The organism is Candidatus Enterococcus moelleringii (assembly GCF_017377575.1).
Lineage (GTDB): Bacteria > Bacillota > Bacilli > Lactobacillales > Enterococcaceae > Enterococcus_A > Enterococcus_A moelleringii.
The window spans coordinates 51577-78570 of sequence record NZ_JAFREM010000018.1 but is presented as its reverse complement, the minus strand read 5'-3'; the positions used below and the strand labels follow the sequence as shown (position 1 = coordinate 78570).

Genomic DNA, 26994 nt, shown 5'->3' with positions numbered 1-26994 from the left:
CAGTTACTCTGGTTGTTCATCCCATTGCTTGGGTTCATAAACAGCTAATACTTCGCCATCTTTCTTCTCTTCAGTCGCAAAAGAACCATTGGCTAACCGGTCGCTAATCGGAATTTTCTTGATGTCCATCACTTTTGTTGTACCCTTTTGAGTAAGTAATTCAATCTCGCCTTCTGGTGTATCAGTCAAGTAAACCAGACGATGGGCATTTTTCTTCAGTTCTCTAAAGATCATCAGACCGCGTTTTGCCCGACCTAATTGCGGCAGCTCTTGAGCCAGCATCCGTTTAACTGCTCCTCGTTGGCTGACTAAAACAATTGGTGAATCACCTTCAGAAATAATTAGGGCTCCACCTACTACAAAATCGCCGTCTTTCAGATTGACTGCTTTCACACCAGCAGCCTTAGCACCAACTACCGGAACTTCTTCTAATGGATAACGCAAGCCAAAGCCGCGATTGGTTCCCACAAAGACATCTAAGTTCTTTGCGTTTTTAATGACCTGAACCGAAACCACTCGATCGGTGTCGCTTTTCAGTTTCATGGCAAGCGTCGGACGGCTCTTATACGTACGCCATGGCGAAAACTCAGTCATCCGAGTTTGCTTAATCATACCCTCTTTAGTCATGAAAACAAACAATTGATTAGCATCAATTTCTTTGTAAGGGAAGACTGCCATGATCTCCTCGTCCACTTTAAGAGTCGTAACTGTTTGAGAAATATGCTCGCCGACATCTTTCCATTTCAGATCAGTGATTTCATGCACTGGACGATAGATCATATTCCCGCGATTGGTTAAAATCAGGACATGCTCTAGGGTATTCATTTTCTGAGCAAATAGTACCCGGTCGCCGTCCTTCATTCCTAACTCTTCTGGACGTGACGCGTTGTAAGAACGCAAACTGCTGCGCTTTAGATACCCTTCTTGGGTAACTGATACAATCACATCTTCTTGAGCAATCAGCACTTCCGTTTCGATCTTGATTTCAGAGATTTGATCTTCAATCTTAGTTAACCTTCCGTTGCCGTATTGCTTTTTGATTTGACGCAGCTCTTGCTTCATCACTTTGTTTAATTCGCGTTCGCTGGATAAAATCAATTGTAATTCCTTGATTTCAGCCGCTAGCTCAGCTGCTTCTTTTTTCAACTGTGTGATATCAGTGTTGGTCAAGCGATACAATTGCAGATTTACAATCGCTTCGGCTTGTTCCTCGGTGAAGTCGAATTTCTTCACCAAATTACCTTTAGCATCTTTTTTGTCTTTACTTTCACGAATTGCCGCAATCACTTCATCTAGAATAGACAAGGCCTTCATTAAGCCTTCAACAATATGCTGACGCTTTTGTGCCTTTATTAGTTCGTACTGACTACGTTTAGTAATGACCGATTGACGATGGGCAATATAGCTGGTCAGAATGTGCTTCAAACCGACTTGTTTTGGTGTCATATTGTCGATAGCCACCATATTGAAATTGTAATTGATTTGCAGGTCCGTATTTTTAAACAGATAGTTTAAAATACCTTCTGCATTGGCATCCTTTTTCAATTCAACTACGATCTGCAAACCAGTACGGTCGGTTTCGTCACGGACTTCAGCAATTCCGTCAATTTTTTTGTTCAGACGAATTTCATCCATTTTCTTAACCAAGACCGCTTTGTTCACTTCGTAAGGAACTTCGTTAATGACAATTTGCTGCTTACCGCCCTTTAATGGTTCGATAGACGTCTTCGAACGCAAATTAACTTTGCCTTTACCAGTTTCATAAGCTTTCTTGATTTCATCTTTTCCTTGTAAAATGCCGCCTGTAGGGAAATCAGGTCCGGGAATAAATTCCATAATTTTGTCTAGGCTGGCATTCGGATGATCCAGTAAATAAATCGTACCATCAATCACCTCAGACAAGTTATGAGTCGGAATCTCTGTAGCATATCCAGCTGAAATCCCGGTTGAACCGTTGATTAGCAGGTTAGGATAAGCCGCAGGCAACACGGTTGGTTCTTTTTCTGTATCGTCAAAGTTCCAAACTAAATCGACAGTGTCTTTTTCTATATCTTTTAACATTTCGCCGCTCAGCTGAGACAAACGTGCCTCGGTATAACGCATCGCTGCTGGCGGATCGCCATCCATCGATCCATTATTTCCGTGCATTTCAATCAGAACTTCTCTTAGTTTCCAGTCCTGACTCATCCGTACCATTGCTTCATAAATCGAGCTGTCACCATGAGGATGGTAATTCCCCATGATATTTCCGACAGATTTAGCAGATTTGCGGAAACCTTTATCATAGGTGTTGCCGTCTTTGTTCATCGCATACAAAATACGACGCTGTACCGGCTTCAAACCATCCCGTACATCCGGCAACGCCCGTTCTTGAATAATATATTTCGAGTAACGACCGAAGCGGTCACCCATGACTTCTTCTAACGTTAACTCCTGAATTGAATGTTTATTTTCCATCTGTTGACCACCACCTACTCTTCAAACAATTGTACAGCTTCGTAATTTTCTTCATCCAGCAATTCATTAGATACCGATGGTTGAATTTCATCCTTGTTGTCTAATAAGCTGCCATCTTCTTCCAGGGTGAACTGTACATGACTTTCAATCCACTTACGACGAGGCTCAACCTTGTCCCCCATCAATGTGGTTACTCGACGTTCAGCCTTCGCTGCGTCGTCAATTCGTACACGAACCAGTGTCCGCTGCTCAGGGTCCATTGTTGTTTCCCAAAGCTGTTCTGCGTTCATTTCACCTAAACCTTTGTAGCGTTGCAGCATGTAACCTTTGCCGATTCTTTTAATGACACCTTCAAGCTCATCATCTGTCCAGGCATATTCCATCACTTGTTTTTTTCCGCTGCCCTTCGATACTTTATACAAAGGCGGCAAAGCGATGTAAATCTTACCAGCCTCAATCAGCGGTTTCATGTAACGATAGAAGAAAGTCAGCAGCAGAACTTGAATATGAGCACCATCGGTATCCGCATCGGTCATGATGATGACTTTGTCGTAGTTGCAATCATCAATTGAAAATTCCGCACCAACACCCGCACCAATCGTATAGATCATGGTGTTAATTTCTTCGTTTTTCAAGATGTCCTGCAGTTTTGCTTTTTCTGTATTGATAACTTTTCCCCGCAACGGTAGAATCGCCTGGAACTTCCGGTCTCGCCCTTGTTTGGCTGAACCGCCGGCAGAATCTCCTTCGACTAGGAATAATTCGTTACGTTTAGCATTGCGAGACTGCGCAGGGGTTAACTTACCCGAAAGCAGTGATTCACCCTTTTTACGCTTTTTGCCATTACGGCTTTCTTCACGTGCTTTACGAGCAGCTTCACGTGCTTCTCTGGCCTTAATAGCCTTACGAACCAACATCTGGCTGGTTTCGCTGTTTTCCTGCAAATAGAAGCCCATCTGTTCGCCGATCACGTTATCTACGACACCACGTGCTGCTGGTGTTCCCAGTTTTTCTTTTGTTTGCCCTTCAAATTGCAGCAAGTTCTCTGGAACGCGAATGGATAAGACAGCTGATAAACCTTCTCGAAAGTCAGTGCCTTCTAAGTTTTTGTCTTTTTCTTTCAACAAACCGGTTTTCCGAGCATACTCATTAAAGGCCTTAGTCATTGACGTTTTCATACCCGCTTCGTGAGTTCCGCCGTCTTTTGTACGTACATTGTTAACAAAGGACAGAACATTTTCCGAATAACCGTCGTTGTATTGGTAAGAGAACTCCACTTCAATGCCATCCTTTTCACCAGAAAAATAGGTGACTGGTGTCAAGGTGTCCTTATCTTCATTCAAGTATTCAACAAATTCTTTAATACCTTCTTCAAAAAGGAAGATTTCTTCTTTAACTTCTTCTCCCCGCAAATCAGTAATCCCAATTTTTACGCCTCGTAAAAGGAAGGCTGATTCTCTCAAACGTTCAGACAGGGTTTCATAAGAAAAGCGCACAGTTGAGAAGATGCTGTCATCAGGTAAAAAATGGACACTTGTTCCATTTGGCTGACGGGTTTTGCCAATCTTCTTCAGGCTGCCTTCCGGTTTTCCACCATCTTTAAATTTCTGTACATATTCGACACCATCACGAACGATGGTAACAGTTAACCATTTTGACAAAGCGTTAACAACACTGGCACCTACTCCATGGAGACCGCCAGAAGTTTTGTAGCCACCTTGGCCAAACTTGCCCCCGGCATGCAAAATAGTGAAAATTACTTCGACTGTCGGAATCCCGGATGCGTGCATCCCTACAGGCATTCCCCGTCCTTTATCACTTACTGTAATGCTGTTGTCAGGATGTAAAGTTACGTTGATTTCACTACCGAATCCAGACAGTGCTTCGTCCACTGCGTTGTCAACGATTTCATAAACCAAATGGTGTAGACCGCGCCCATCTGTGGATCCAATATACATACCAGGTCTTTTTCTTACTGCTTCTAAGCCTTCTAAGACCTGAATCGAAGCGTCATTGTATTCATTGTTGTTTTTTGTAGCCAAGCTAACAGCTCCTTATCTAAAAATACATCATTGCTATGATACGCTAAAAAAGCCTAAAAAAAAAGCCTTCCGATGACCCGAGAAGGCATTTTATCAATTTTTCGGCAGAAAAGCAACTAGCTCTTAAGCTCTTTTCGCTAATTCAATCTTAATACAGCGGTCCATCACAATGTCGTTTCGGCCTTGATCCTGCAGCATTTGTGCAGCTTCCTCATTGCTTAATCCTAATTGTGCCCAAAAAACTTTTGCATCAGTTGCTAAGAATTCTTTAGCAACCTGCGGCAAAAATTCACTACGGCGGAAAATATCCACAATGTCTATCTTTTCGGGAACATCTGCTAAAGCAGCAAATACTTGAATTCCGGCGACTGTCTGACCGCCTAATTTAGGATTTACACCATACACAGTATATCCCTTCGTTTTCAACAATTGTGCGATTTGATGACTGGTTTTGTCAGGATTCTCGCTATAACCGACTACCGCGATTACTTTAGCGGTATCTAAATATTCAAAAATGGTTTCTTGACTTGGATTTTCAAAATGCATAAAATGACCACCTTTCTTAATACTTAGTATATCATTGCTTTAGTGATTGTTCACCTATTTCAAATCTGTTAAAATAACTGTAACAACTATGAAATGGGGAAGTCCAATGAAAACAGCTATGCTTTTATTGCTAGCTTATTTTTTAGGTTCGATTCCTTCGGGTGTTTGGATCGGAAAAATTTTCTTTAAAAAAGATATTCGCGACTACGGCAGTGGAGGAACGGGAACCACTAATACCTTCCGGATATTAGGCAAACCAGCCGGATTTGTGGTATTTGCGATTGATCTTTTGAAGGGTACTCTTGCCACCAGCCTGCCAATACTTTTCCATTTAAATGTTAATCCTTTATGGTTTGGTTTAGTCGCCGTTGTCGGACATACACTCCCGATTTTTGCCGGCTTCAAAGGCGGGAAAGCTGTCGCAACCAGCGCCGGAATGCTGTTAGGCTACAGTCCATTATTTTTCCTTTACTCTTTGGTATTCTTTTTAATTGTTTTATATATTACCAGTATGGTAAGTGCAACCAGCATGCTTTCTGCTATTTTCGTGACGGCTTCCACCGTCGTTTTACCGATTATCTGGCCTGCCATCCTGCCAGAACACAATTGGTTGTTAACCCTCATCTGTCTTGTGCTGACAACCTACATTATCTATCGTCATCGGGAAAACCTTCAACGAATTAAGAACGGCACAGAAAGTCGTGTGCCCTTTGGATTAAATAAAAAGGAGTCGTAAGATGAATATTAATGAGCAATTAACTGATTGGGCAGTTGAACTTCAAGCCTTGGCCCAAGCTGGACTCACTTACACCAAAGATTCCTTCGATAAAGAGCGCTTCGAACGTATTCGGACAATGGCAGTCGAAATGCTGGCGGTTCAATCGCCATTACCAGAGTTAGAAATCAAAAAATTATTTGCTGAAGAGAGTGGCTATCCGACCCCTAAGCTAGATACTCGGGCGGCGATCTTTGAAGAAGACAAAATATTGCTGGTCCAAGAAAGCAACTACAAGTGGTCTTTGCCAGGTGGTTGGGTAGATATCAATCAGTCGATTAAGGACAATACGCTAAAAGAAGTCAAAGAAGAGACTGGCTTTGATGCGCAAGCTTTAAAAATCATTGCTTTGCAAGATCGCAATCGTCACAACCTGCCTCGTTATGCCTATGGTATTTGCAAAATTTTTGTCCTGTGCGAAAGAACCGGCGGTCAGTTTGAAAAAAATATTGAAACGTTGCAGATTGGCTGGTTTGATTTAGGCGATCTACCAGAATTAGCAGAGGAAAAAACAACGACTGAGCAAATCGCTCTTTGCTTTGCTGCTAAAAATGATCCCAATTGGCAAGTGCTTTTTGATTAAAACTATAGTTTATATAAAAAACGCCGATTTCTCGGCGTTTTTTTGTGATCCTATTTTTTATCTTACGGTAATTGAAAACTGGGTTTTGAATTTCTCAGCAGCTGCCAAGCGATTCATTCCTGGTTTTTCTTCTAGTTTGCCGGTACTGTCCACGGTATCCGCGAAGCCCCACCATGGTTCGATACAAATAAAGGGTGCTTCTTTGGGATAAGGCGACCACAAACCTACATAAGGAATATGGTTATACGCCAGTGTAACACTATGCGGCGAGTCCTCTGCACTAATAGTAAAGGTATTCAGACCTTTTGTTTCGTAAATCAGCGCATCATTTTGGAACAGATCATGGCTAATTCGAATATTCGTATTGGTTTGACCAAGCGTTTTTTGATCCAAATTGGCATAAGGTCCTTCTAAAGGAATTTTCACCCGTGATTTTTGCGGTGAAAAAGAAAAGAAGTAATCTTCAAAGTCCAGCCCTTTATCCATCGGAACATTAAAAGCCGGATGTCCGCCTAAAGCAAACAGCATTTCGTCGTCTCCCGTATTGTCTACTTCAAAACGTACACGCAGGCCTTCACCCCAAACTTCATAACTGACAGTTAATAGAAAATCAAAAGGATAGACTTCCTTAGTCTTCTCGCTGCTTTCCAAGACTAAAACGACTTTTTCTTCCGTTTGTTCTTTTACTTGGAACATCTCGTCACGAGCAAAGCCATGTTGCGACATCGGATAAGTTTTTCCTTTATAACTATACTGATCATCTTTCAAACGGCCGACAAAGGGGAATAGAATCGGTGCGTGGCGGCCCCAAAATGCTGGGTCTGCCTGCCACATATACTCGATCTCATTTGCCTTCAAGCTAGTTAACTCGGCCCCTTTTTCATTGATTGCTGCCTGTAAATAGTCATTTTTAATTATTACTGTCATAAGCTCTTCCGCCTCTCTTAGTGATGTCGAACCAATTCCTTTTTAAACAAAGGATTCAATACTTTCAAATAAGTTCCCTTCATACCTAGCGAGCGTGACTCAATAATACCTGCTGACTCTAATTTGCGCAAAGCATTCACGATGACTGACCGGGTAATACCGATTTTATCTGCGATGTTAGAGGCAGTTAAGCGTCCTTCATCACCCTCCAAGGCTTCAAAAATTGCTTTGACAGCTTTCAATTCACTGTAAGAAAGCGTGCTTATTGCCATCTGAACTGCGGTTTGGCTACGCACATTCTCTTCTACGTGCAAGAATTGCTGATACAAAATTTCCATACCAATAACTGTAGCACCATACTCTGCTAACACCAAATCATCTTCAGTAAACGATTCATCTGTTCGAGCAATTATAATTGTTCCTAAGCGTTCGCCAGAACCAAAGATTGGGACAATGGTGGTTACCCCATTAGGATAATACTGAGCACGCTCGGTTGGAAAGGCTGTTCCAGAACTGCCACTTGGGATATTCGATTCAGTTTTAACAACCTGCGTCAACTCACCCACATAACTATCGGGAAACTGCCGATCAACAAGAAACGATTTTACTCGATCATTATTGATATCAATTTTTTCATTGTAGCCTAAGAGTTTCCCTTTCGAATCAATAATATACGACAATGAATCCAGCACATCCCCCAGGATACGAGCCATATTGTTATACGGCAGTTCAGCTGCTGGTTCAAAAGCATTTTTTTGCTGCATCAGCTTGTTAATCTGGCGTGTCTTTTCTAATAAGGTTACCATCATTTCCCCTCCAAATTATAGAATATAACGACTTAAGTCTTTGTTTTGAGCAATTGAAGCCAACTTCTCATCGACATAAGCTTCAGTAATTGTAATTTCACCCATTTGCATATCCGGTGCTTCAAACAGCAAATCTTCCAGAAGTTTTTCTAGAATCGTATGCAGACGTCTAGCACCAATGTTGTCTGTTTCGCGGTTCACATCAAAGGCAATTTTAGCTAATTTTTCAATCGCTTCTTGCGTAAAGATTACTTTAACATTTTCTGTTCCAATCAAATCAATGTATTGTTGAATCAATGCATTGTTCGGTTCGGTTAAAATGCGAACAAAATCTTCAGCTGTTAAATCATCCAACTCAACACGAATTGGGAAGCGCCCCTGCAATTCTGGAATCAAATCGCTCGGTTTCGAGAAGCTGAAGGCTCCACTAGCAATAAACAGCACATGATCCGTTTGAATAGCGCCATATTTTGTGTTTACTTGTGATCCCTCTACGATTGGCAAGATATCTCGTTGAACCCCTTCACGAGAAACTTCGCCGGAATTTTGCTGAGATTTTGACGTAATTTTATCGATTTCGTCGATAAAGATGATGCCTGAGCTTTCAGCTAGTTTAATAGCCGCAGTGTGGATATCCGCTTCATTGACTAATTTAGCTTGCTCTTCCTTAACTAGTAATTCTTGTGCATCTTTAACCGTCACTGTGCGTTGGATCTTCTTAGTGGGTGTTAAGGCCCCCAGGGTATCATTCAAATCGATCCCCATCTGCTCTAAGCCATTGTTCATCGGCATAGTTTTTTTCGGTTCATCGACCTCAATGGTCACTTCACGACTATCCAGCTGCCCTTTTTCCAACTGTTCTAAAATCGTCTTGCGATTAACTTTGATTTCTTCCGTCAATTCTTCTTGCGGTTCAGCCTGTTGGCTTTGATTAAAGATGTTCATCATTTGCTCGTACGGGTTGTTGGATTTCTTTTGTTCCCGTTTTATACCCGGAACTAACGCTTTAACCAGCCGTTTGTTAGCCCGTTTTAGCGCTTTGCTGTAAACCTGTGAGTACTGTTGTTTTTCCACAATCGTAATCGCATTTTCCACTAGGTCTCTGACCATTGATTCAACGTCTCGGCCTACATAACCTACTTCGGTGAATTTAGTCGCTTCTACTTTTACAAAAGGTGCCTTAACGATGCGAGCCAAACGACGAGCAATCTCAGTCTTGCCGACACCAGTAGCCCCAATCATCAAAATATTTTTGGGTGTAACTTCCTGCTGCATACTTTCTTCCAGCTGCATCCGGCGATAACGATTGCGTAGTGCGACTGCAACCGAACGCTTTGCATCGTTCTGACCGATGATATATTGGTCCAACTCGCTGACAATCTCTCTTGGCGTTTTATTTATTTCTGACATTCAACATTCTCCTTTACATCTCTTCAACAATAATATTATGGTTTGTAAAGACACAAATATCTGCCGCAATGTTCAAAGCACTTTCGGCAATTTCTTTAGCTGACATTTCGGGATTGTGTCGTTTTAAAGCACGAGCAGCAGCCAGTGCGTAATTGCCACCTGATCCGATCGCTAAAATGCCGTCATCAGGAGCGATGACTTCCCCGTTGCCTGAAACCAGCAGCATTTCATCTTTGTTCATAACAATCAGCAGTGCTTCTAAATTTTTCATAGCTTGCTGTGTGCGCCATTCTTGCGCCAGTTCAACTGCCGCTCGCTGCAGGTTGCCATTGTATTCGTTTAGTTTTCCTTCAAATTTTTCTTCCAGGGTAAATGCATCTGCTACGCTTCCAGCAAAGCCAACAACTACTTGATCGTTGTAAATACGGCGTACTTTGCGCGCAGTGCCTTTCATAACTACCTGTTGGCCCATAGTAACTTGACCGTCGCCAGCCATTGCTAATTTACCATCTTTTTCTACAGCACAGATAGTGGTTGAATGAAATTGTGATTCTGACATTGGTATTCCTCCTAATTTCAAGCTCGTGGATGAAACGAGCGATAACTTTTTTGTAAGCTTTCTTTTGTCACATGGGTATAAATTTGAGTCGTGGATAAATTCGCATGCCCCAGCAATTCCTGGACTGTCCTTAAATCCGCCCCATTATTCAATAAATGAGTCGCAAAGGTATGCCGCAGCATATGGGGATGAATGGTTGAATTCAGGCTGCTTTTTTTAATCAGCTGATTCAATACGTATTCAATTCCAGTTGGTGTAATCTGTTCTCCACGATGGTTGATAAAGACCGAATCGTGATCTTTACCAAAATGCTCCATGATCTTTTTACGACCGTCTAGCCGATATTCCTGCAACGCATCCGCTGCATAGGAGCCTAGCGGTACATAGCGGTCTTTGTTGCCTTTTCCGTGAATCAGCATAACACTGTTATCAAAGTCAATAACAGAGAACGTCAAATTGGCACATTCGCTGACCCGCAGCCCTGCACCGTATAACACCTCTAGTAATGCCCGATTTCGCTGATCCAGCGGCTTGTCCCCTTCCGCACTTTGAAATAGGACGTCCAATTCCTTTTCGTAAAAAAAGCGCGGCAGGCGATTTTTCTTTTTCTTCAAGTGAACGTAGGAAAAAGGATTTTCCGCGATTTGCTCCCGTCTCAGCAAGTACTGATAAAAGGAACGCAGACTGGCAATTTTGCGGCTAATCGTATTCCGGCTATATTCCTGATCATTCAAATAAGCTAAGTAAACGCGTACATCTAAATGATCAATTGTCAGCAGTTCTTCATTTCCGGAGTCCTTTAGGAAATCACAAAAATCCTGCAAATCTCGCAAATACGCTTCTTTTGTTTTAACCGAATAACCTCGCTCTGTGATCAAATAACGCATAAATTCTTGAATTCGTTCTTCGTTTGTCAAAACCTCACCTCACAAACATATTCCAAATTTAGCACAACCAGATTTTAAATACAATTAAATTGTCAGAATTTATTGAGTTTTCACGAATTTGTTTACAATTCCTTAGAAACCGCAAGAAAAACCTGCTGCATTTTCTGCAACAGGTCTCGTTTATTTTAAATATCCATTTGAGCTAAAGCATCTAAAGCTCGCTGCGCTAATGTCTCGTAACGCAGTTTTTTATCTCTAATTCGCTCTGGTAAACTAGGGAACAAACCAAAATTAGCATTCATTGGCTGGAAATGTTTCCCTTCAGCATGGGTAATGTAATAAGCCATTGCCCCTAAAGCTGTTTCTTGCGGAAATTCCAGTAACGGTTCGCCCTTTGCTAATCTAGCTGCATTCATTCCAGCAACCAAACCACTTCCTGCACTCTCAACATAGCCTTCAACACCCGTCATTTGACCAGCAAAGAATAAATCATCCCGATTGCGACTTTGATAGGTTGGACGCAAAAGTTCCGGTGAATTCATAAAGCTGTTGCGGTGCATCACACCATAACGCAGGAATTCAGCATTTTTCAAGCCTGGAATCATGCGGAATACGCGTTTTTGTTCGCCCCATTTCAAATGGGTTTGGAAGCCAACCATGTTGTACATGGAAGCTGCTGCATTATCCTGGCGCAGCTGAATCACCGCATAAGGTCGTTTATCTGTTTTAGGATCTTCCAATCCAACGGGTTTCATCGGACCAAAGAGCATCGTTTTCACTCCACGTTTAGCCATGACTTCAATCGGCATGCACCCTTCAAAGAATTTTTCTTTTTCGAAGGTTTTTAATTCGGCAACTTCTGCCGCAATCAATGCTTCGTAAAACGCCATAAACTCATCTTTGTCCATTGGACAGTTTAAATATGCGGCTTCGCCTTTATCGTAGCGAGATTTCAAATAAACCTTTTCACGATCGATGGTCGTACCATCGATGATTGGTGCAGCTGCATCGTAAAAGTAAAAACCATGAGAGCCGTTAAATTCAGCAATTTCTTCGGCTAACGTTTCAGAAGTTAAAGGTCCAGTCGCGATGATCGTGATACCTTCTGGTAAAGTCGTCACTTCTTCATTGTGCACTGTAACTAAAGGATGACCTTTTACTTTTTCCGTAATCAAGGCTGAGAAGCCTTCACGATCCACTGCTAGCGCACCACCAGCTGGTACAGCAGTTTCATCTGCCGAGTGGATAACCACTGAGTTTAGTCGACGCATTTCTTCCTTCAAAACACCCACAGCGTTAGTTAGACTGTTGCCTCGCAAAGAATTGCTGCAAACTAATTCAGCAAATTTTTCCGTTTTATGAGCCGGCGTTGACAGCACCGGGCGCATTTCATATAAATCAACCGGTACACCTGCCTGAGCCAGCTGCCAAGCAGCTTCGCTCCCAGCAAGTCCTGCACCGATAACATTCACCGTTTTTACCATTTTATTCCTCGCTTACGCTATTTTTGAACGGCTTCTTCGTAATCGCCATTGATGCAGACTACTTGTTTGCCGCCTTTTACTTTTTTCTCGACTAAATAGTTGTCACATTTCGGACAATTACGACCAACTGGTTTATCCCAAGAAGTGAAATCACAATCTGGATAGCGAGAACAGCCGTAGAACAACCGATTTTTCTTCGATTTTCTTTCAACAACTTGTCCCTTGTGACAAACAGGACATTCTACACCGATTTCTTTAATAATTGGTTTAGTGTTGCGGCATTCTGGGAAATTGCTGCAGGCATAAAATTTACCATAACGCCCCAGCTTGATCACCATTGGATGTCCGCAGACGTCACAGTCAAAGCCGGCAGGTTCATCTTTAATTTGGATCTTTTCAATGCCATCTTCAGCTTTTTCCAATTCTTTTTCAAAAGGTCGATAGAAGCGGTCAACTACTTTAACCCATTCTTCTTTGCCTTCTTCGACTTTATCTAAGTCATTTTCCATCTCAGCGGTAAAGTTAACATCGACAATTTGCGGGAAGAATTCCACGATCAGTGAATTGACAATTTCACCAAGTTCTGTCGGTTCAAATCTCCGCTGGGTCAACTTCACATAGTACCGTCGTTGGATCGTGTCTAAAGTTGGTGCATACGTAGAAGGACGGCCTACGCCGTTTTCTTCTAAGGTCTTAATCAATGTCGCTTCACTGTAGCGAGCTGGCGGCTGAGTAAAGTGTTGTTTCGGTTCGATGCTCACTGATTGAACAACGTCCCCTTCAATAAGCTCCGGCAAGATATTTTCTTTGTCTTCTTTGCCATCGTCGCGGCCTTCAACATACACTTGCATAAACCCTTTGAACTTGATCTTAGAACCGTTGGCGATAAAGATCACGCCGTTTTGTTCCAGTGTCACTTTCATTGTGTCCATTACCGCAGCCGTCATTTGACTAGCCACAAACCGAGACCAGATTAACGTATATAATTTCAATTGATCTTTGTCTAAATATTGTTTCATTTCATCCGGTGTCCGCATCACACTGGTTGGACGAATCGCTTCATGGGCATCTTGTGACCCTTGAGGATTTTTAGTCTTCCGGGCATTATGCTGAGAATATTCTTTGCCGTATTTGTTTTCGATGAATTCAGCAGCTTCAGCTTTGGCCGTATCCGAAATTCGCGTGGAATCGGTACGCATGTAAGTAATTAAACCGACAGTCCCTTGCTTACCTAATGAAATCCCTTCATAAAGCTGTTGTGCCACCATCATCGTTTTGCGGGTACGGAAGTTCAGCTTGCGGGCCGCTTCCTGTTGCATGTTACTGGTAGTAAATGGTTGAGCCGGATTGCGTTTGCGTTCCTTTTTCTCAACTTTGGTTACTTGATAATCTTTGCCGTCAATTCGTTGGGTAATTTCTTTGACTGCTTCAGCATTCGACAATTTTTTCTTCTTGCCGTCCACACCCCAAAAATTGGCTTTGAATTTTTTTGTTTGCTTTTTAAAGTTGCCGTCGATACTCCAATACTCTTCTGGAATAAATTCCCGAATTTCTTGTTCACGGTCAATAATGATTTTTAAAGCAATCGATTGTACCCGGCCAGCACTCAAGCCTTTTTTCACTTTACGCCATAAAATTGGTGAAATAGAGTAGCCAACTAATCGGTCTAAGGCACGACGCGCTTGTTGAGCATCTACTAATGAAACATCAATTGAACGAGGTTCTTTGAACGCTGCCTTGACCGCATCTTTGGTGATTTCGTTAAAGACTACGCGGTTTTTGTCCTCAAGATCCAATCCCAGTAAGAATGCCAAATGCCAAGCAATAGCTTCCCCTTCTCTATCCGGGTCACTTGCGAGATATACTTTTTGGGCTTTTTTCGCAGCTTGCTTCAAGCTCTTAATGACATCGCCTTTACCACGAATGGAAATGTAATGAGGTTCGTAGTTGTTCTCAATGTCGATCCCCATTTTACTTTTTGGCAAGTCTCTCACGTGTCCAACACTCGCTACTACTTTGTAATTTCTTCCAAGATACTTTTCAATTGTTTTTGCTTTTGCAGGTGATTCTACAATCACTAAATATTTATAGGCCAATCACTTTTGCCTCCCTAATTTTTTTCTTCTATTATATACAGGAAATTTACTGACAAATCGTAGCCTATCATAGCGATTCGATTTTTATTTGTCAAGTAACGACTAATAAATTTTTTTCAATAATTGCAAAGAATCGAGAATATCTTGTACCTTTTCAGCACAAACAGCACCATCTTGAATCAGCTGATGGCAGCCGGCTGAACGGCCGTCTAAAATATTTCCCGGTACCGCAAAAACCTCTTTCCCGTAGTCCAAAGCCTGCTGAGCAGTGATCAGAGAACCGCTCTTCTGCTTGGCTTCGATTACTAGTACACCTTGGCCCAAACCGGCAATAATCCGATTACGCATCGGAAAATGAAACTTGGCAGGCGGCGTACCTTCAGGATATTCGCTTAACACTAAATGATTTCTAGTCATCTCTATTTGTAAATTACCACTTTCTTTAGGATAGCAGATATCTAATCCGGTGCCAATCACTCCGATAGTTTTTCCTTGATTTGATATTGCAAATTGATGGGCATAGGAATCGATGCCCTTGGCTAATCCGCTGACGATCACAAATTGCCGCTTGATCATTTCTGGCATAAATCGCTTAAGCACCCCATAACCATAATCCGAAGCCAAACGAGCTCCGACAACTGACAACCCCTCTCTTTTCAGCAACTCCAAATTTCCTTTGTAAAACAATACTAATGGTGGAACGGGAATTAAACGTAGCTGCTCAGGATAGGCCTCATCTTCAATCGTAATCAGCTGCTGGTTCGCCAAAATTTCTTGCAATCTGTCGTTTGTCCAATTGTCCCAGTCACCAAGCCCTTTTCCACGAGTTAAAGGAAATAATTCAGCCGCAGAAAACTGCCAACAATCCAATTTCTTAGCATACTGATAGATCTTTTGCTTTGTGACCGGACCTATACCACGTGTTACACTCATGCGTAATAAAAATAGTGTTTTTTCCAAAAAAATCCCTCTTTTCTGACTGTCTAATATAAGATAGTCCAAAAAGAGAGATTTGATTTTATTTTTTTCGAATTGGTGCAAAAGTTTTTCGATGCAGAGGTAACACGCCGAATTCTTCAATCGCCGTTAGGTGCTGTTTCGTGCCGTAGCCGGCATTTTGTTCAAAACCATAGGCTGGATATTTCTGGCCATAATCTGCCATCATTTTATCCCGATAGACCTTTGCGATAATGCTGGCGGCGGCAATCGATACGGATCGGGCATCACCTTTAATAATTTTTTCTTGCGGGAGGCCGTTGTCCAATACCATCGCATCAATCAGTAAGCAATCAGGCTGAACGTCTAACTGATCAAGAGCTCGCTGCATCGCAACTTTAGTGGCTTGATAAATATTCAATTCATCAATTTCTGCGGCACTTGCTTCGCCAATTCCGATTGCTCGGGCATGCTTTTTAATTTCTGCTACCAGCTCTTCACGTTTAGCTGCTGACAGCTGTTTCGAGTCGTTTAAGCCAAGTATTTGATGATTGTCATTTAAAATGACTGCCGCGGCGACAACCGGACCGGCTAATGGCCCCCGCCCAACTTCATCAATTCCGGCAATAGCTTGAAAACCTAATGCTTTCTTTTCTTCTTCGAAACTAGACATCTCACGATACTTAGTGACTAAAGCTGCTGCTTTCGCCTGACGCTTTTGCCACTGCTGCAAAGCAGTTTGTACCCCTTTGCGTTCGTCCGCTTTTAACGGTGCCAGTCGCGGATCTTGTTCGTCATTGATCTCCAACAGCAATTCCTTGACTGCTTGAATTGAAAGTTTCTCCATTATTCTGTATACTCCTCAAAACGATCCAAGGTGTAACGACCTAATCTTCCTTGACGTAATTCGATAATCATCATTTCGCTAGCTCGCTCATAATCATCTTTGAAGCCGCGTTTTTTGGCAATCAGCATCAATAATTCCGGCAGTTCTTGGAATATTTCTTCATCCGTAAGCTTGTAGCGTTCTTTTAGCTGTTCAGGGTAGAAACGGCGCAAAAAGCCTAGCTCATCAATGGCTAAATCATCTAAATGCAGTAGATCATCTTTGATCGCTCCAGTTAGTGCTAATCTTTTTCCTACTTCGGGATCCTCAAATTTCGGCCATAAAATTCCGGGTGTATCCAATAGTTCTAATTGGGAACCAAAACGCAGCCACTGCTGGCCTTTTGTTACCCCAGGCTTGTTACCGGTACTGGCAATTTTTTTTCCTGCTAAGTGGTTCAACAAGGTTGACTTTCCGACATTGGGAATACCTAGCACCATGGCCCGAATCGCCCGTGGTTTGATCCCGCGTTCTTTGTCACGCGCTAGTTTTTCAGCCAAGACCTTTTTGGCTGCCGGTACGATTTGTTTCACACTTTTATCGTTTTTTGCATTCATTGCTAGTACTTCGTAGCCCTGTTCTTTAAACCAGCTTGTCCATAGTGCTGTTTGGTTGGGATCAGCTAGATCCGCCTTGTTTAGCAAGATCAGACGCGGTTTCTGCTGAACGATTTGATCCAACATCGGATTACGAGAGGATCGCGGCAAACGAGCATCCACTAATTCGAAAACAATATCAACGAATTTCAGCTTTTCAGATACTTCTCTTCTTGCTTTGGCCATATGACCTGGAAACCATTGAATGGTCATTTGATGTTCTTCCTCCTTTGAATAATGATTCGCTAATCAGTAGACTCTTCCTCAGACATTCTACCATATCAGTAAAACATTTAAGCGATAATATTTCGTAAAAAAACCTTTTTTCGAATTTTCAGTAAAAATACAGTCGCTGATTGCCAAGAGATAAACTGCACAAAAAAGAAGGCCCTGTTGGTGGAGGACCTTCTCTAATCAGATACATCTTTAGTTCTTAGGCGATATTAAACAGGTGACCAACAACTTCAGGTGAGCGGCGAATTCCGGCCACTTGATCAGCAAATTCATTGGAAAGTGTATAGCCGTCTCCCCATTGGGTTTTGATGATCGAACCTGTAAAACCATTTTTGTTGAATTTTTGTTCAATCCGTTTCGACAAACTGGATAGCGTACTTAAATGGGAATTAGTTGTTTTATCTCCCCATAGCCGTTCACACAATTCTTCTCTCGTTACCGGTTGGGATGGAGAAGTGAAAATGATTTTGAAGAATTCTGTCTCTTGTTTGGACAAATGTTTAATCGTATTCGATAATTTATATTCAACTTTTTGACGCTGAAATGGAGAAGATGTGTCAGCTTCAACCGTACTTCCTTCTGAAGTTGGATAAGTATCAGCTAAGAAAGCTTGCTGTAATTTTTCTCTTAGCAATTCGGATGGACTGCTGTCTACTAGCCAATGCTTGATTCCCCCATTTTCAAGAAAAGTACGTTCTTGTTCACTTGGATCCACTTCGAAACTTCTTAGGATTGTCAGTTTATGTCTTTTAAGCAACGGCAATACCTCTAAGATTTCTTCATTGCAAATGGTTTTACTTAAAATGACAAATTGGAAATATTCTAGAAAATGTTCATTCACCTGGGTATATTTGCTTAATTCTAAAAAGCTGGCGGTACTAAAAACTTCATAGTTTAATGTTTGCAAACTTTTTTGAAGTTTTTCCTCTGATAAAATATTTTTGGTTAACAATAAGACTTGCTGCATTCAATTCACTACTTTCTATATTATTAATCTGAGCTGTGGTATCAAAACTTTTGCACTCACACAATGAACCTTCCCCAACTGAAATTATTTGGACATTGTGTGTGAAACTTACAATGGAATTTAGTTGCTGACAAAACTTGCAAATAAATATATCTATATCAATATTTTTACTAAAAAAATGTTTTTTTGTCCATTAATTCAAACATTAAATTTTTCCAAAGCAGCATCATTTTAATAAATAAAAAAAAGCCTTTTTTCAAAAGGCTTTTGAAATAACAACATAGTATTGAAAATATCGCTCAACCATAGTCCAGAGAGCGTGGGAAAAAATCATTAAAAAAATCGAAAACTTTGTATCTTGGTTTTTTTGAAGGTTAAATTAGATTAGAAAACCTTAATCTTTTTTCAACTATAAATTAATTAAGAAAAAAATCTTTATTCACATTGCTTCAGATTTTCTGAAAAATCAGCTAACGAATGATTTTCATATCTGTAATAGGATAATAAACAAAACGTGCCTTTCCAATAATTTCTCGGCTGTTGACTGTACCAAAGGAGCGGCTGTCTTTTGATATCCGGCGGTTGTCCCCCAGTACAAAGTATTCATTTTGCGGGAGCTGATCCAAACCGATTAAATCTCGCAGAATGAAGTTTGTTGTGTAAGGGGTAGTTTCGTGATCATGATCCTGATTATTTGTTAAGAAGTTTTCAGGTACTTCTTCCTCATTGACATAAAGCTTGTCCTGATCATAACGAAGTGAATCCCCTGGAAGGCCAATTACCCGCTTAATGTAGGTTGTCCCATCTTCTTTTCGAAAAACGATTACGTCAAAGCGTTGAACTTTCGTAAATTTTTCCATCACAACCATGTCACCCTGCTTTAAAGTCTGATTCATTGAATTACCAGTAACGGGGATCGGAATAAGCAGAAACCCACGAATAATTACGCCAAGAAAGAGCGCAATCAAAAAATATTTTATTGCTAACCACAAACGGTCTTGCCATTTTTTCACTTTGCTCTTCCCCCCTTCATTATCTATTATAGGCGAACAGACCCTAACATTACCAATAAAAAACAACAGAGAAAGTCTCTGCTGTTAAGACAAAGCTTCGATTGCTCGTTTATAAGTCGCATCATTTGATTTAACTAATTGAAACAATTTTTCTTGAATAGCCTGAGAGGTTTTAACATCAACTGCACCTGTAGCAGGCAGATTGTTTTCAGTTTGAATCTGAGTCACTGCATGACGTGTTCTAATGTCGAATTGATCACCCTCAGTATCGTAGTCTAAGGCGTTCAACATGGCATTCAAATTAGTGATTGCTTCTCCGTGATCGCCAATCCGCCAGTTTGATTGGCGAGATAAAGGCGGTAAATTCGCATAGCCAGGTTCGCCAACTTCAATCGTTGGTGTCACGCCTTTTTCGTTAAGCCATTCGCCATCTGGTGTCAGCCATTTCAAAATAGTCAGCTGTACATAGCTTTCTTCTCCAATTGGTTGAACATTTTGAACGGTGCCTTTACCAAAAGTCCTTGTACCGATCACAGGAATGTCCTTACTTTTGACTGCCGCTGCCACCAACTCAGCACCCGCTGCAGTTTCTTGATCTACCAAAAATACAACCGGTTCTTTGACCTTAAAACCGTCATCGATTTCCTTATTCGCTTTTTCAACTGCTACTACATCGTTTTCATCCGCAAACTGTACAATGGTGTCGCCATCTTCCATAAAATAACTGGCAACTCGTTCAGCTTCATTTAAAAGGCTTCCAGAATTTTGTCTGATATCCACGATAAAGGACTCCGCCCCGTTTTCTCTCAATTCTTCGACTTTGTTGCGGAATTCTAGTGCTGTCGTTTCACGGAAATTAGCTAGCTGAATCACACCGATTGTCGGATGATCCTTATCAATCTGACCTTTAACGGTTTCATTAGGAACGACATCTCTTTTAATACTGACACTGAATTGTTCCGTTCCTCGCTGAATCATCAGATGGACCTCGGTCCCCTTTTCTCCTCTGATCGAGCTGGCAATTACATCTAAGGATTGACCTTGAGTCGCTTCCCCGTTAATCTCTAAAATAACATCTCCTGATTTTAGTCCAGCCTTTTCTGCCGGCGAATCTTTAATCGGTACTTGATCAATGGTCGGCATTCGATCTTTTAATTGCAAATTCGCCCCAATTCCTTCAAAAGTTCCTGCTACCTCATCGTCCAGCTCTTTGGTTTCCTTAGCAGACAAAAACTCTGAATAGGGGTCACCTAGAGCATTCGTCATACCTGAAAGAGCACCTTTAATAAGCTCATCTTTATCTACTTCTCCTACATAGTTGGTACTAATCAAGTCATATAGATCCTGTACCTCGTCCAGTTCGCTGCGAGTAACTTTGATCACTGATTCTTGATGAGTAAACTGCGTCTTTTCTAAAAAAAACACCACTACAGCTGTAAGCACAATGGTGCAAAACAAAGAGACCAAATAGAAGGACAATGAAACTGTTTTTTTCTGCAAAACCCATCACCCTTTCACATATTTTCATCATATCATGACTAAAAAAAAAGGAAAAGCCCTCTCAGACTTTTCCTAGAAATTTATTGATTATTTTCGATATAATAATCCCAAAGCTGATCAAAAAGATCCATTGACTCAATGTAATTTGTATTTAACTCCAAATAATCGGCAACTTCATGATAATCCTCCGATTGCTTGGGAAACATAATATCTTTGCTGACAGCCGCCGCAAATGCTTGGGTGGGATCTTTTAAATTATTCCCCCGCTGAGTCATAATGTAATGATAAAAACTTCTTCTCATGGTTCACTCCAATTTTATTTGATAGATATACTTTACTAGTTGCTTATTCAGAACCCTTTTCTTGAGGGAGATACAATCCAAATTGGATGTCATCACCTATTAAATCGATATGATCCGCACGGATGAACATGCCATTCTGCAGCTTGAATTGGTCTAGCTTTAATTCAATCGTTTGATCCTTGGGCGAGACTTCTACCCATTCAGGAAATTTATAGCTGCGCACAATCATCGACATGACTTCACTGACCGGCAAGTTTAAGGTACCAATGGAAAGGTCTCGCGCTCTTAACTGCACGTTTCCATTATCCATCACGTAAGGATCAAAATAGAGATAGAAATTGATATCCGCTCCTAGTAAACTGAACTGGCCTTTTAGCAAGGCTTGATTTTCTAAATAGAATTCATACTTAATATCTGAATCCTTTTGAAATTCAGTCAAAAAGTACTCCATAACGGTATTCAGCTTCTTCTTGTCCATATTCATGGTTAATACCGGAGAGCCTTCCGGGACGGTGGTCTCACTGCTTGGCGGCAAGTTAGTCTCGCGAGTCGAAAGTACACGCGTTGCTAAAAAGACACCGCTGCCTAGTAAAAGGCCCACCAGAACTAAAAAGGCAATTTTCCAGCCATTTATTTTCTTTCTCATCTATTTACGCTCCTTCAACAGCCATAAATCATTGGTTTCCATCATCTCTTCTTTAACTGCATTAGCCATTAATTGATAACCAAGATTGTTGGGATGGAAATTATCCCCGTCGTATAACACATTATTCCTAACCGTTGTTCCTTCACTTGTTTGTCCTGAAGTTTGTTCCGTCGAATCCTTGCTGAACTCGCGAGTCGATGCTTCTGTTGAACTTTCACTGGAACTATCGCTGGAACTTTCCGGCAAGCCTTTGTACAACAAATCATTCACAGGAACAAAATAGCTGTTCCGGGTATCCCCGGTTAATTCTTCAGTAGCATCATTCCAGTTGTCTACTACTTGCTGCATTTCATCGATATCCGGGAAATTCAAGTAATAGGGATTGTATATTCCTAGAATATAGATTGGCGCGTCTTTATTCAACTTTCGTGTTTCAGTCAAGATTTTTTCTACATTCTTCTGGTATTTCTTAATGGAAGAATTGAATTTTTTCGCTGAAGTAGCAGTCATGTTTTTTTGGAAGGCCTGCAGCAGGTCGTTTCCTCCCAGGGTCAACGTAATCATGTCGGCACTTTCCAAACTGCGCTGCAGCTCATCGTCCTTATTCAAGCGTTTTAGAATTTGATCACTGCGCTCACCGGAGACACCAAAGTTCTCTGTCTGCACAGTGGATAGTCCGTATTCATTTTTCAAGCTGTCGGCGACTAAGGGAACAAATCCGCCGCGATTGGTTTCATCTCCGACCCCTTGTGTTAGTGAATCACCCAACGCTACAAAATGAACGGTTTGTTTGTAGTTTTGGTTTTGATTATTCGCCTCAACTTTTAGCCTCGGTGCTGCCTTAGGTGATAAAAAGGACAAAAAGACGAAAGCCAGCACAGCAACTACTGCAGGAATAATCGGTGTGATAAATTTTTTCAATGTTTCGCCTCCTCTTTGAGATAAAAAAGACCTCTAATTAATTAGAGGCCCTGTAACAACTAATCAGTATAGTACATAATTGCAAATGCGTCTTTGCCGGTATGCGTAGCGACGATTGGATTGGTATGCAATACCGGAATGTCCATTTCTGGGAACATTTCCTGCAAGCTGCTTTTGGCTTCTTCGATAAATTCAGTTCTGCCGGTATGAGAGATGCCGATCTGCTTTACTTGCGAGAACTTGCTCAACTCATCCTTGAAAGTTTCCAGCCATTTGCTGAAGGTTTTCTTGCCGCGGCCTTTAACTATCGGCAGCAGAGCACCATCTTCCAACTCCATAATAACACGCATGTTCAACATATTCGACAAAACACCCTTGGCCCGGCTGACACGCCCGCCTTTTACTAAATTATCCAAAGAAGAAATACCGATGAATAGGCGACTAGAGTCCTTCACCTTTTGCACGCCTGCCAAAACTTCTTCCCGGCTTGCTCCAGCTTGTGCTAGTTCCGCTGCGCGAATCACTTGAAAAGCCAATGATTGATCAATGAACCCACTATCAATCACTGTTACATCGCTGCTGGTTAAAAATGTTGCTTGGCGGGCAGCTTCCACTGTTCCGCTCAGGCTTTGAGTCATATGGATGGAAACGATTTGACTGCCGTCTTTGCCCAGTTCATCATAGAGCTCTGCAAAATAACCGATTGGCGGCTGGCTGGTTTTAGGCAAAGCTTGCGCGCCAGCCATCATATCCATAAATTTTTCTCCTGTTAATTTATCATCATCCGGATACACCACATCGTCAATCATAACTGATAGTGGGATAACCGTGATATTTAATTCTTCTTGGTATTTTTTCTCAAAAGTACATGAAGAGTCTGTTACAATTTTAACTTTAGACATTCCTATCCTTCTTTCCAGATCGTTTTGAAATTAATCTCAGTATATCAGAGAGCTTAAAATAAATCATGATAAAGCACATATTTTAAAGAATCTTGAAAAAAACCGAACCCTTATTCGGCTCGGTCTTTGTTATTCTTAAAAGTTTCAAATACATGAGGATACTGATTTTTTTCGTCCATTGTTCCAGCGATTTGTTGGACTAATTGCCACTCGTTCCAATCAACGGCGGGAAAGTACGTATCACCTTCAAAGCTGTGATCAATCACTGTTCGGTACAGTTCGTCGCAATGAGGAAGAAAGGCTTCATAAACTGCTGAACCGCCAGCAATATAAGTGATAGTTTCTGTTTTTTTACTATGGGCGATGACTTCTTCTACCGAATGCATCACCAGGACCTGATCATTCTGATAAGCGGTGTTTTTAGTCAACACAATGGTTTGTCGGTTAGGCAATGGACGTCCGCCCATTCCTTCGAAGGTTTTTCGTCCCATCACCAGAGTGTTATTCACAGTCTTCTCTCTAAAAAAGCGCAAATCGTTCGGCAAATGCCACGGCAGCCGATCATTTTTGCCGATTAAACCATTTTTATCTTGAGCCCAAATTGCAATTAGCATAGTTTCCTCCTAAACGGCTACCGGCGCTTTAATAGCCGGAGCTGGATCGTAGCCTTCAATTTTGATGTCTTCCATTTCAAAATCAAATACTGATTGCTTGTCTTGGTTCAGCAAAAGTTTAGGGAAAGCTTTTGGTGTACGGCTCAACTGTTCAGTCATTTGCTCTTCATGATTAGAATACAAATGAGCATCTCCCAAAGTGTGTACGAAATCTCCTACTGCTAAATTCGTTTCATGAGCGATCAAATGCGTTAACAAGGCATAGCTGGCAATATTAAAGGGAACGCCTAAAAAGACATCCGCACTGCGCTGATACAACTGGCAGCTTAATTTGCCGTCATTTACGTAAAATTGGAACATTGTATGACAAGGAGGCAACGCCATTGACGGCACATCTTCCGGATTCCAAGCTGAAATAATTAAACGGCGAGAATTAGGGTTGGTTTTGATCATCTCGATCACATCTCCTAGCTGATCAATAAAACCGCCATCCTTCGTTTCCCAATGACGCCATTGAGAGCCATAGATATTTCCCAAATCCCCATATTTTTCGGCAAAAGCTTCATCTTCGACAATTTTCTCACAAAAAGCCTTCAGCTCTTTTTGGTATTGCTGATTAAAGTCTTCATCCTGCAAAGCACGGCGTCCAAAATCAGTCATATCGGGGCCTTGATAGTCTTCAGATTGAACATAGCGCTCAAAGGCCCATTCATCCCAGATGTGATTGTTATGCTGTAAAAGATAGCGAATATTGGTATCGCCCTTAATGAACCAAAGAAGCTCACTTTTAATTAAACCGAAAGGAACTCTTTTAGTAGTCAGTAATGGAAATCCTTCGCTTAAATCAAAGCGCATTTGATAGCCGAATAGACTCTTGGTGCCGGTACCGGTACGATCGCCCTTTTGATGGCCTTCTGTCAGCAATTTTTTTCCTAAATCCAAGTAAGCTTGTTCCATATTATTGTTCCTCCATAATTTCACTTAAATATTCCCAACGAGCCATTTTGTCTTCTAGTTCTTGTTCCGTATCACTAATGCCCTGCTGCAATTCCTGCAGCTTAGTAAAGTCGTCCCCTTGATGATTCATTGCTTCCGTCAAATCATCAATTTTTTGTTCTAATTCAGCAATAGTATCTTCAATCGTTTCCCATTCTTTTTTCTCATGGTAAGACAATTTCTTTTTCTTCGTTTTTTCTTTCGTTGGAGCTGGTGTTTTCACGGCTTTTTCTTCTTTTACCTGCTGCGTTTGTTTTTCCAAATACTCAATGATCGAACCGAAGTAGCGGTCGATCACGGCATTTCCTTGGAAAATCAGCAGCTTTTCAGCCACCTTGTCTAAGAAGTAGCGGTCATGAGATACCGTAATAACTGCTCCCGGAAAATCCAGCAGATAATCCTCTAAAATAGTTAAGGTAGCAATATCCAAATCATTGGTTGGTTCATCTAAAAGCAACACATTCGGCTGTTGAATCAACAATTTCAATAAATAAAGTCGGCGTTTTTCACCACCGGACAATTTTCCGATGACCGTGCCATGCATAAACCGTGGGAATAAGAAACGCTCTAATAATTCGGCAACACCGATTTGACTGCCGTCACGTTGCTTTACTTCTTCAGCGACTTCCTGCAAATAAGCGATCATTCGTTGATCAGGCTTCATTTCTTCGTTACGCTGAGTGTAGTAAGCTAGACGAACCGTCTCGCCGATTTCAAAAATACCGCTGTCTAACGTAATTCGACCCGCTAAAATATTTAGCAGCGTTGATTTTCCAGCACCATTTTTCCCGGTAATACCCAGGCGTTCTCGTGCTTGAATCAATAAGTCAAAATGATCCAGCAGCTGTTTGCCTTCAATTTGGTAAGAAGCATCCTTTAACTCTAGTACTTTTTTACCTAAGCGGGTAGTAACAATATTCATTTCTACTTGGCCGTCGGTTTTTACTTGATGCAGATTTTCTTTTAAGTCTTCAAAACGATGAATCCGTGCCTGTTGCTTGGTTGTGCGGGCCTTGGCTCCAGCACGCATCCAGGCTAATTCTTGTTTATACAGCTGAGCTCGTTTGCCTTCTTGCTCCTGAGCCACCCGGTCTCTTTCGGCCTTCTCCATCACGTAAGCTTCATAGTTTCCTTGATACTCATACAGCTTGCCAAATGAAAGCTCGAAAATTCGATTCGCTACCCGATCCAAAAAGTAACGATCGTGAGTAACCATCAGTAAAGCACCCTGATAATTCTTTAAGTAGTTCTCCAACCATTGAATCGCTTCGTAATCTAGGTGGTTGGTCGGTTCGTCCAACAGCAGCAAATCCGGTGCATCAATTAAGACTTGGGCCAATCCAACCCGTTTGATCTGTCCCCCAGATAGCTCCTTAATCTGCTTATCCAGTGTATCGATCCCCAGCTTGTTTAAAATAGCTTTAGCTTCGCTGTCAGCATTCCAGGCATTCTGTTCGTTCATAGCTTCTTCAGCTTTTGCAAAACGCTCCTGCAAGGTGTTATCTAAGGTATTTTCATTTAACTTCATCAACGCTTGTTCGTAGGCTCGTACAGTTTGCATTAAGGGATTATCGCCCATAAATACTGCATCCAGTACCGTCATTTCCGGATCAAAGGTCTGCTCCTGAGCTAAAAAGCTGATACGATAGTCGCTGGCTTTTTCAATCGCTGAAACATCGCCATCCCCGCTGTCCAGACCTGCTAAAATATTCAACAGGCTGCTTTTTCCGGTACCATTAACCCCAATCAAACCAATCCGATCCTTTTCATGGATCAGAAAAGAAATACGGTCAAATAAAGTTTTATCACCAAACGTTTTGTATAAATCGGTTACTTTTAGTTCTTTCATCCGAATCATCCTCAATTTTTCTCTTTGGCTATTGTAACAAAAAAAGAGCGTCAAAGGAAT

The 26994-nt window shown here is 41.5% G+C and carries 25 protein-coding genes; 2 read left to right on the top strand and 23 right to left on the bottom strand.

The features are described 5' to 3' along the window. Positions 1-3: 3 nt before the first annotated feature. The 3 genes from parC to JZO70_RS11515 form a co-directional block, all read right to left on the bottom strand. Complete coding sequence (gene parC, locus JZO70_RS11525; protein ID WP_207673723.1) at positions 4-2457, bottom strand: DNA topoisomerase IV subunit A; 2454 nt, start codon at positions 2455-2457, stop codon at positions 4-6. A 14-nt stretch (positions 2458-2471) separates the two neighbouring features. Further along, entirely contained in the window at positions 2472-4499 is a 2028-nt protein-coding gene (parE, locus tag JZO70_RS11520; RefSeq protein WP_207673722.1) for a DNA topoisomerase IV subunit B, read from the bottom strand. A 123-nt stretch (positions 4500-4622) separates the two neighbouring features. Beyond that, on the bottom strand, positions 4623-5045 hold the full coding sequence (locus JZO70_RS11515; protein ID WP_207673721.1) for a CoA-binding protein: 423 nt from the start codon (positions 5043-5045) through the stop codon (positions 4623-4625). A gap of 106 nt (positions 5046-5151) precedes the next feature. Here JZO70_RS11515 and plsY point away from each other — a divergent pair, with 106 nt between their 5' ends. Beyond that, positions 5152-5781: a glycerol-3-phosphate 1-O-acyltransferase PlsY gene (gene plsY / locus JZO70_RS11510; protein ID WP_207673720.1), complete on the top strand. Its 630-nt coding sequence runs from the start codon at positions 5152-5154 to the stop codon at positions 5779-5781. 1 nt (position 5782) lies between these two features. Next, complete coding sequence (locus tag JZO70_RS11505) at positions 5783-6403, top strand: NUDIX hydrolase N-terminal domain-containing protein (RefSeq protein ID WP_207673719.1); 621 nt, start codon at positions 5783-5785, stop codon at positions 6401-6403. A 57-nt stretch (positions 6404-6460) separates the two neighbouring features. Here JZO70_RS11505 and JZO70_RS11500 read toward each other — a convergent pair whose 3' ends face one another. From JZO70_RS11500 to JZO70_RS11405, 20 genes are all read right to left on the bottom strand, one after another. Beyond that, a complete protein-coding gene (locus JZO70_RS11500; protein WP_207673718.1) occupies positions 6461-7330 on the bottom strand; it encodes an aldose 1-epimerase family protein in 870 nt (289 codons plus the stop codon). Between the two features lie 17 nt (positions 7331-7347). After that, complete coding sequence (gene codY, locus JZO70_RS11495) at positions 7348-8136, bottom strand: GTP-sensing pleiotropic transcriptional regulator CodY (RefSeq protein ID WP_207673992.1); 789 nt, start codon at positions 8134-8136, stop codon at positions 7348-7350. A gap of 15 nt (positions 8137-8151) precedes the next feature. Further along, a complete protein-coding gene (gene hslU, locus JZO70_RS11490; RefSeq protein WP_207673717.1) occupies positions 8152-9546 on the bottom strand; it encodes an ATP-dependent protease ATPase subunit HslU in 1395 nt (464 codons plus the stop codon). 13 nt (positions 9547-9559) lie between these two features. Next, positions 9560-10105 (bottom strand): ATP-dependent protease subunit HslV, encoded by a 546-nt coding sequence (gene hslV, locus JZO70_RS11485; RefSeq protein WP_207673716.1) that lies wholly within the window; start codon positions 10103-10105, stop codon positions 9560-9562. A gap of 17 nt (positions 10106-10122) precedes the next feature. Next, complete coding sequence (gene xerC, locus JZO70_RS11480) at positions 10123-10992, bottom strand: tyrosine recombinase XerC (RefSeq protein ID WP_242703923.1); 870 nt, start codon at positions 10990-10992, stop codon at positions 10123-10125. Positions 10993-11177: 185 nt separating this feature from the next. After that, positions 11178-12476, bottom strand: a complete 1299-nt coding sequence (gene trmFO / locus JZO70_RS11475) for an FADH(2)-oxidizing methylenetetrahydrofolate--tRNA-(uracil(54)-C(5))-methyltransferase TrmFO (RefSeq protein ID WP_207673714.1) — start codon at positions 12474-12476, stop codon at positions 11178-11180. Positions 12477-12493: 17 nt separating this feature from the next. Further along, on the bottom strand, positions 12494-14572 hold the full coding sequence (gene topA, locus JZO70_RS11470; protein WP_207673713.1) for a type I DNA topoisomerase: 2079 nt from the start codon (positions 14570-14572) through the stop codon (positions 12494-12496). Positions 14573-14674: 102 nt separating this feature from the next. Then, complete coding sequence (dprA, locus tag JZO70_RS11465) at positions 14675-15532, bottom strand: DNA-processing protein DprA (protein ID WP_242703905.1); 858 nt, start codon at positions 15530-15532, stop codon at positions 14675-14677. Positions 15533-15590: 58 nt separating this feature from the next. Then, positions 15591-16355, bottom strand: coding sequence for a ribonuclease HII (rnhB, locus tag JZO70_RS11460; protein WP_207673712.1), 765 nt, complete (start codon positions 16353-16355; stop codon positions 15591-15593). Then, positions 16355-17203 carry a ribosome biogenesis GTPase YlqF gene (ylqF, locus tag JZO70_RS11455; RefSeq protein ID WP_207673711.1) on the bottom strand — a complete coding sequence of 283 codons (849 nt, stop codon included), beginning with the start codon at positions 17201-17203 and terminating at the stop codon, positions 16355-16357. The genes rnhB and ylqF overlap by 1 nt, the downstream gene beginning before the upstream one ends. 220 nt (positions 17204-17423) lie before the next feature. Continuing rightward, entirely contained in the window at positions 17424-18191 is a 768-nt protein-coding gene (locus JZO70_RS11450; RefSeq protein WP_207673710.1) for a helix-turn-helix domain-containing protein, read from the bottom strand. A gap of 470 nt (positions 18192-18661) precedes the next feature. Further along, positions 18662-19204, bottom strand: a complete 543-nt coding sequence (gene lepB, locus JZO70_RS11445; RefSeq protein WP_207673709.1) for a signal peptidase I — start codon at positions 19202-19204, stop codon at positions 18662-18664. An 84-nt stretch (positions 19205-19288) separates the two neighbouring features. After that, complete coding sequence (locus tag JZO70_RS11440) at positions 19289-20704, bottom strand: S41 family peptidase (protein ID WP_207673708.1); 1416 nt, start codon at positions 20702-20704, stop codon at positions 19289-19291. A gap of 80 nt (positions 20705-20784) precedes the next feature. After that, a complete protein-coding gene (locus JZO70_RS11435; RefSeq protein WP_207673707.1) occupies positions 20785-21006 on the bottom strand; it encodes a YozE family protein in 222 nt (73 codons plus the stop codon). Positions 21007-21049: 43 nt separating this feature from the next. After that, entirely contained in the window at positions 21050-21652 is a 603-nt protein-coding gene (locus JZO70_RS11430) for a YpmS family protein (RefSeq protein WP_207673706.1), read from the bottom strand. After that, positions 21653-22573: an SGNH/GDSL hydrolase family protein gene (locus JZO70_RS11425; protein WP_207673705.1), complete on the bottom strand. Its 921-nt coding sequence runs from the start codon at positions 22571-22573 to the stop codon at positions 21653-21655. A gap of 59 nt (positions 22574-22632) precedes the next feature. Continuing rightward, complete coding sequence (locus JZO70_RS11420; protein ID WP_207673704.1) at positions 22633-23475, bottom strand: DegV family protein; 843 nt, start codon at positions 23473-23475, stop codon at positions 22633-22635. A gap of 110 nt (positions 23476-23585) precedes the next feature. After that, positions 23586-24089: a dihydrofolate reductase gene (locus JZO70_RS11415; protein ID WP_207673703.1), complete on the bottom strand. Its 504-nt coding sequence runs from the start codon at positions 24087-24089 to the stop codon at positions 23586-23588. A 9-nt stretch (positions 24090-24098) separates the two neighbouring features. Continuing rightward, entirely contained in the window at positions 24099-25046 is a 948-nt protein-coding gene (locus JZO70_RS11410) for a thymidylate synthase (RefSeq protein ID WP_207673702.1), read from the bottom strand. Between the two features lies 1 nt (position 25047). Then, complete coding sequence (locus tag JZO70_RS11405) at positions 25048-26934, bottom strand: ABC-F family ATP-binding cassette domain-containing protein (RefSeq protein WP_207673701.1); 1887 nt, start codon at positions 26932-26934, stop codon at positions 25048-25050. Positions 26935-26994 lie beyond the last annotated feature (60 nt).

Excerpts from the sequence above, each read along its gene's own strand:
- parC (WP_207673723.1), bottom strand. The coding sequence starts at position 2,457 with ATGGAAAATAAACATTCAATTCAGGAGTTAACGTTAGAAGAAGTCATG.
- JZO70_RS11515 (WP_207673721.1), bottom strand. The coding sequence starts at position 5,045 with ATGCATTTTGAAAATCCAAGTCAAGAAACCATTTTTGAATATTTAGAT.
- plsY (WP_207673720.1), top strand. The coding sequence starts at position 5,152 with ATGAAAACAGCTATGCTTTTATTGCTAGCTTATTTTTTAGGTTCGATT.
- JZO70_RS11505 (WP_207673719.1), top strand. The coding sequence starts at position 5,783 with ATGAATATTAATGAGCAATTAACTGATTGGGCAGTTGAACTTCAAGCC.
- JZO70_RS11500 (WP_207673718.1), bottom strand. The coding sequence starts at position 7,330 with ATGACAGTAATAATTAAAAATGACTATTTACAGGCAGCAATCAATGAA.
- codY (WP_207673992.1), bottom strand. The coding sequence starts at position 8,136 with ATGGTAACCTTATTAGAAAAGACACGCCAGATTAACAAGCTGATGCAG.
- hslU (WP_207673717.1), bottom strand. The coding sequence starts at position 9,546 with ATGTCAGAAATAAATAAAACGCCAAGAGAGATTGTCAGCGAGTTGGAC.
- hslV (WP_207673716.1), bottom strand. The coding sequence starts at position 10,105 with ATGTCAGAATCACAATTTCATTCAACCACTATCTGTGCTGTAGAAAAA.
- xerC (WP_242703923.1), bottom strand. The coding sequence starts at position 10,992 with ATGCGTTATTTGATCACAGAGCGAGGTTATTCGGTTAAAACAAAAGAA.
- trmFO (WP_207673714.1), bottom strand. The coding sequence starts at position 12,476 with ATGGTAAAAACGGTGAATGTTATCGGTGCAGGACTTGCTGGGAGCGAA.
- rnhB (WP_207673712.1), bottom strand. The coding sequence starts at position 16,355 with ATGGAGAAACTTTCAATTCAAGCAGTCAAGGAATTGCTGTTGGAGATC.
- ylqF (WP_207673711.1), bottom strand. The coding sequence starts at position 17,203 with ATGACCATTCAATGGTTTCCAGGTCATATGGCCAAAGCAAGAAGAGAA.
- JZO70_RS11450 (WP_207673710.1), bottom strand. The coding sequence starts at position 18,191 with ATGCAGCAAGTCTTATTGTTAACCAAAAATATTTTATCAGAGGAAAAA.
- JZO70_RS11435 (WP_207673707.1), bottom strand. The coding sequence starts at position 21,006 with ATGAGAAGAAGTTTTTATCATTACATTATGACTCAGCGGGGGAATAAT.
- JZO70_RS11430 (WP_207673706.1), bottom strand. The coding sequence starts at position 21,652 with ATGAGAAAGAAAATAAATGGCTGGAAAATTGCCTTTTTAGTTCTGGTG.
- JZO70_RS11420 (WP_207673704.1), bottom strand. The coding sequence starts at position 23,475 with ATGTCTAAAGTTAAAATTGTAACAGACTCTTCATGTACTTTTGAGAAA.
- JZO70_RS11415 (WP_207673703.1), bottom strand. The coding sequence starts at position 24,089 with ATGCTAATTGCAATTTGGGCTCAAGATAAAAATGGTTTAATCGGCAAA.
- JZO70_RS11410 (WP_207673702.1), bottom strand. The coding sequence starts at position 25,046 with ATGGAACAAGCTTACTTGGATTTAGGAAAAAAATTGCTGACAGAAGGC.
- JZO70_RS11405 (WP_207673701.1), bottom strand. The coding sequence starts at position 26,934 with ATGAAAGAACTAAAAGTAACCGATTTATACAAAACGTTTGGTGATAAA.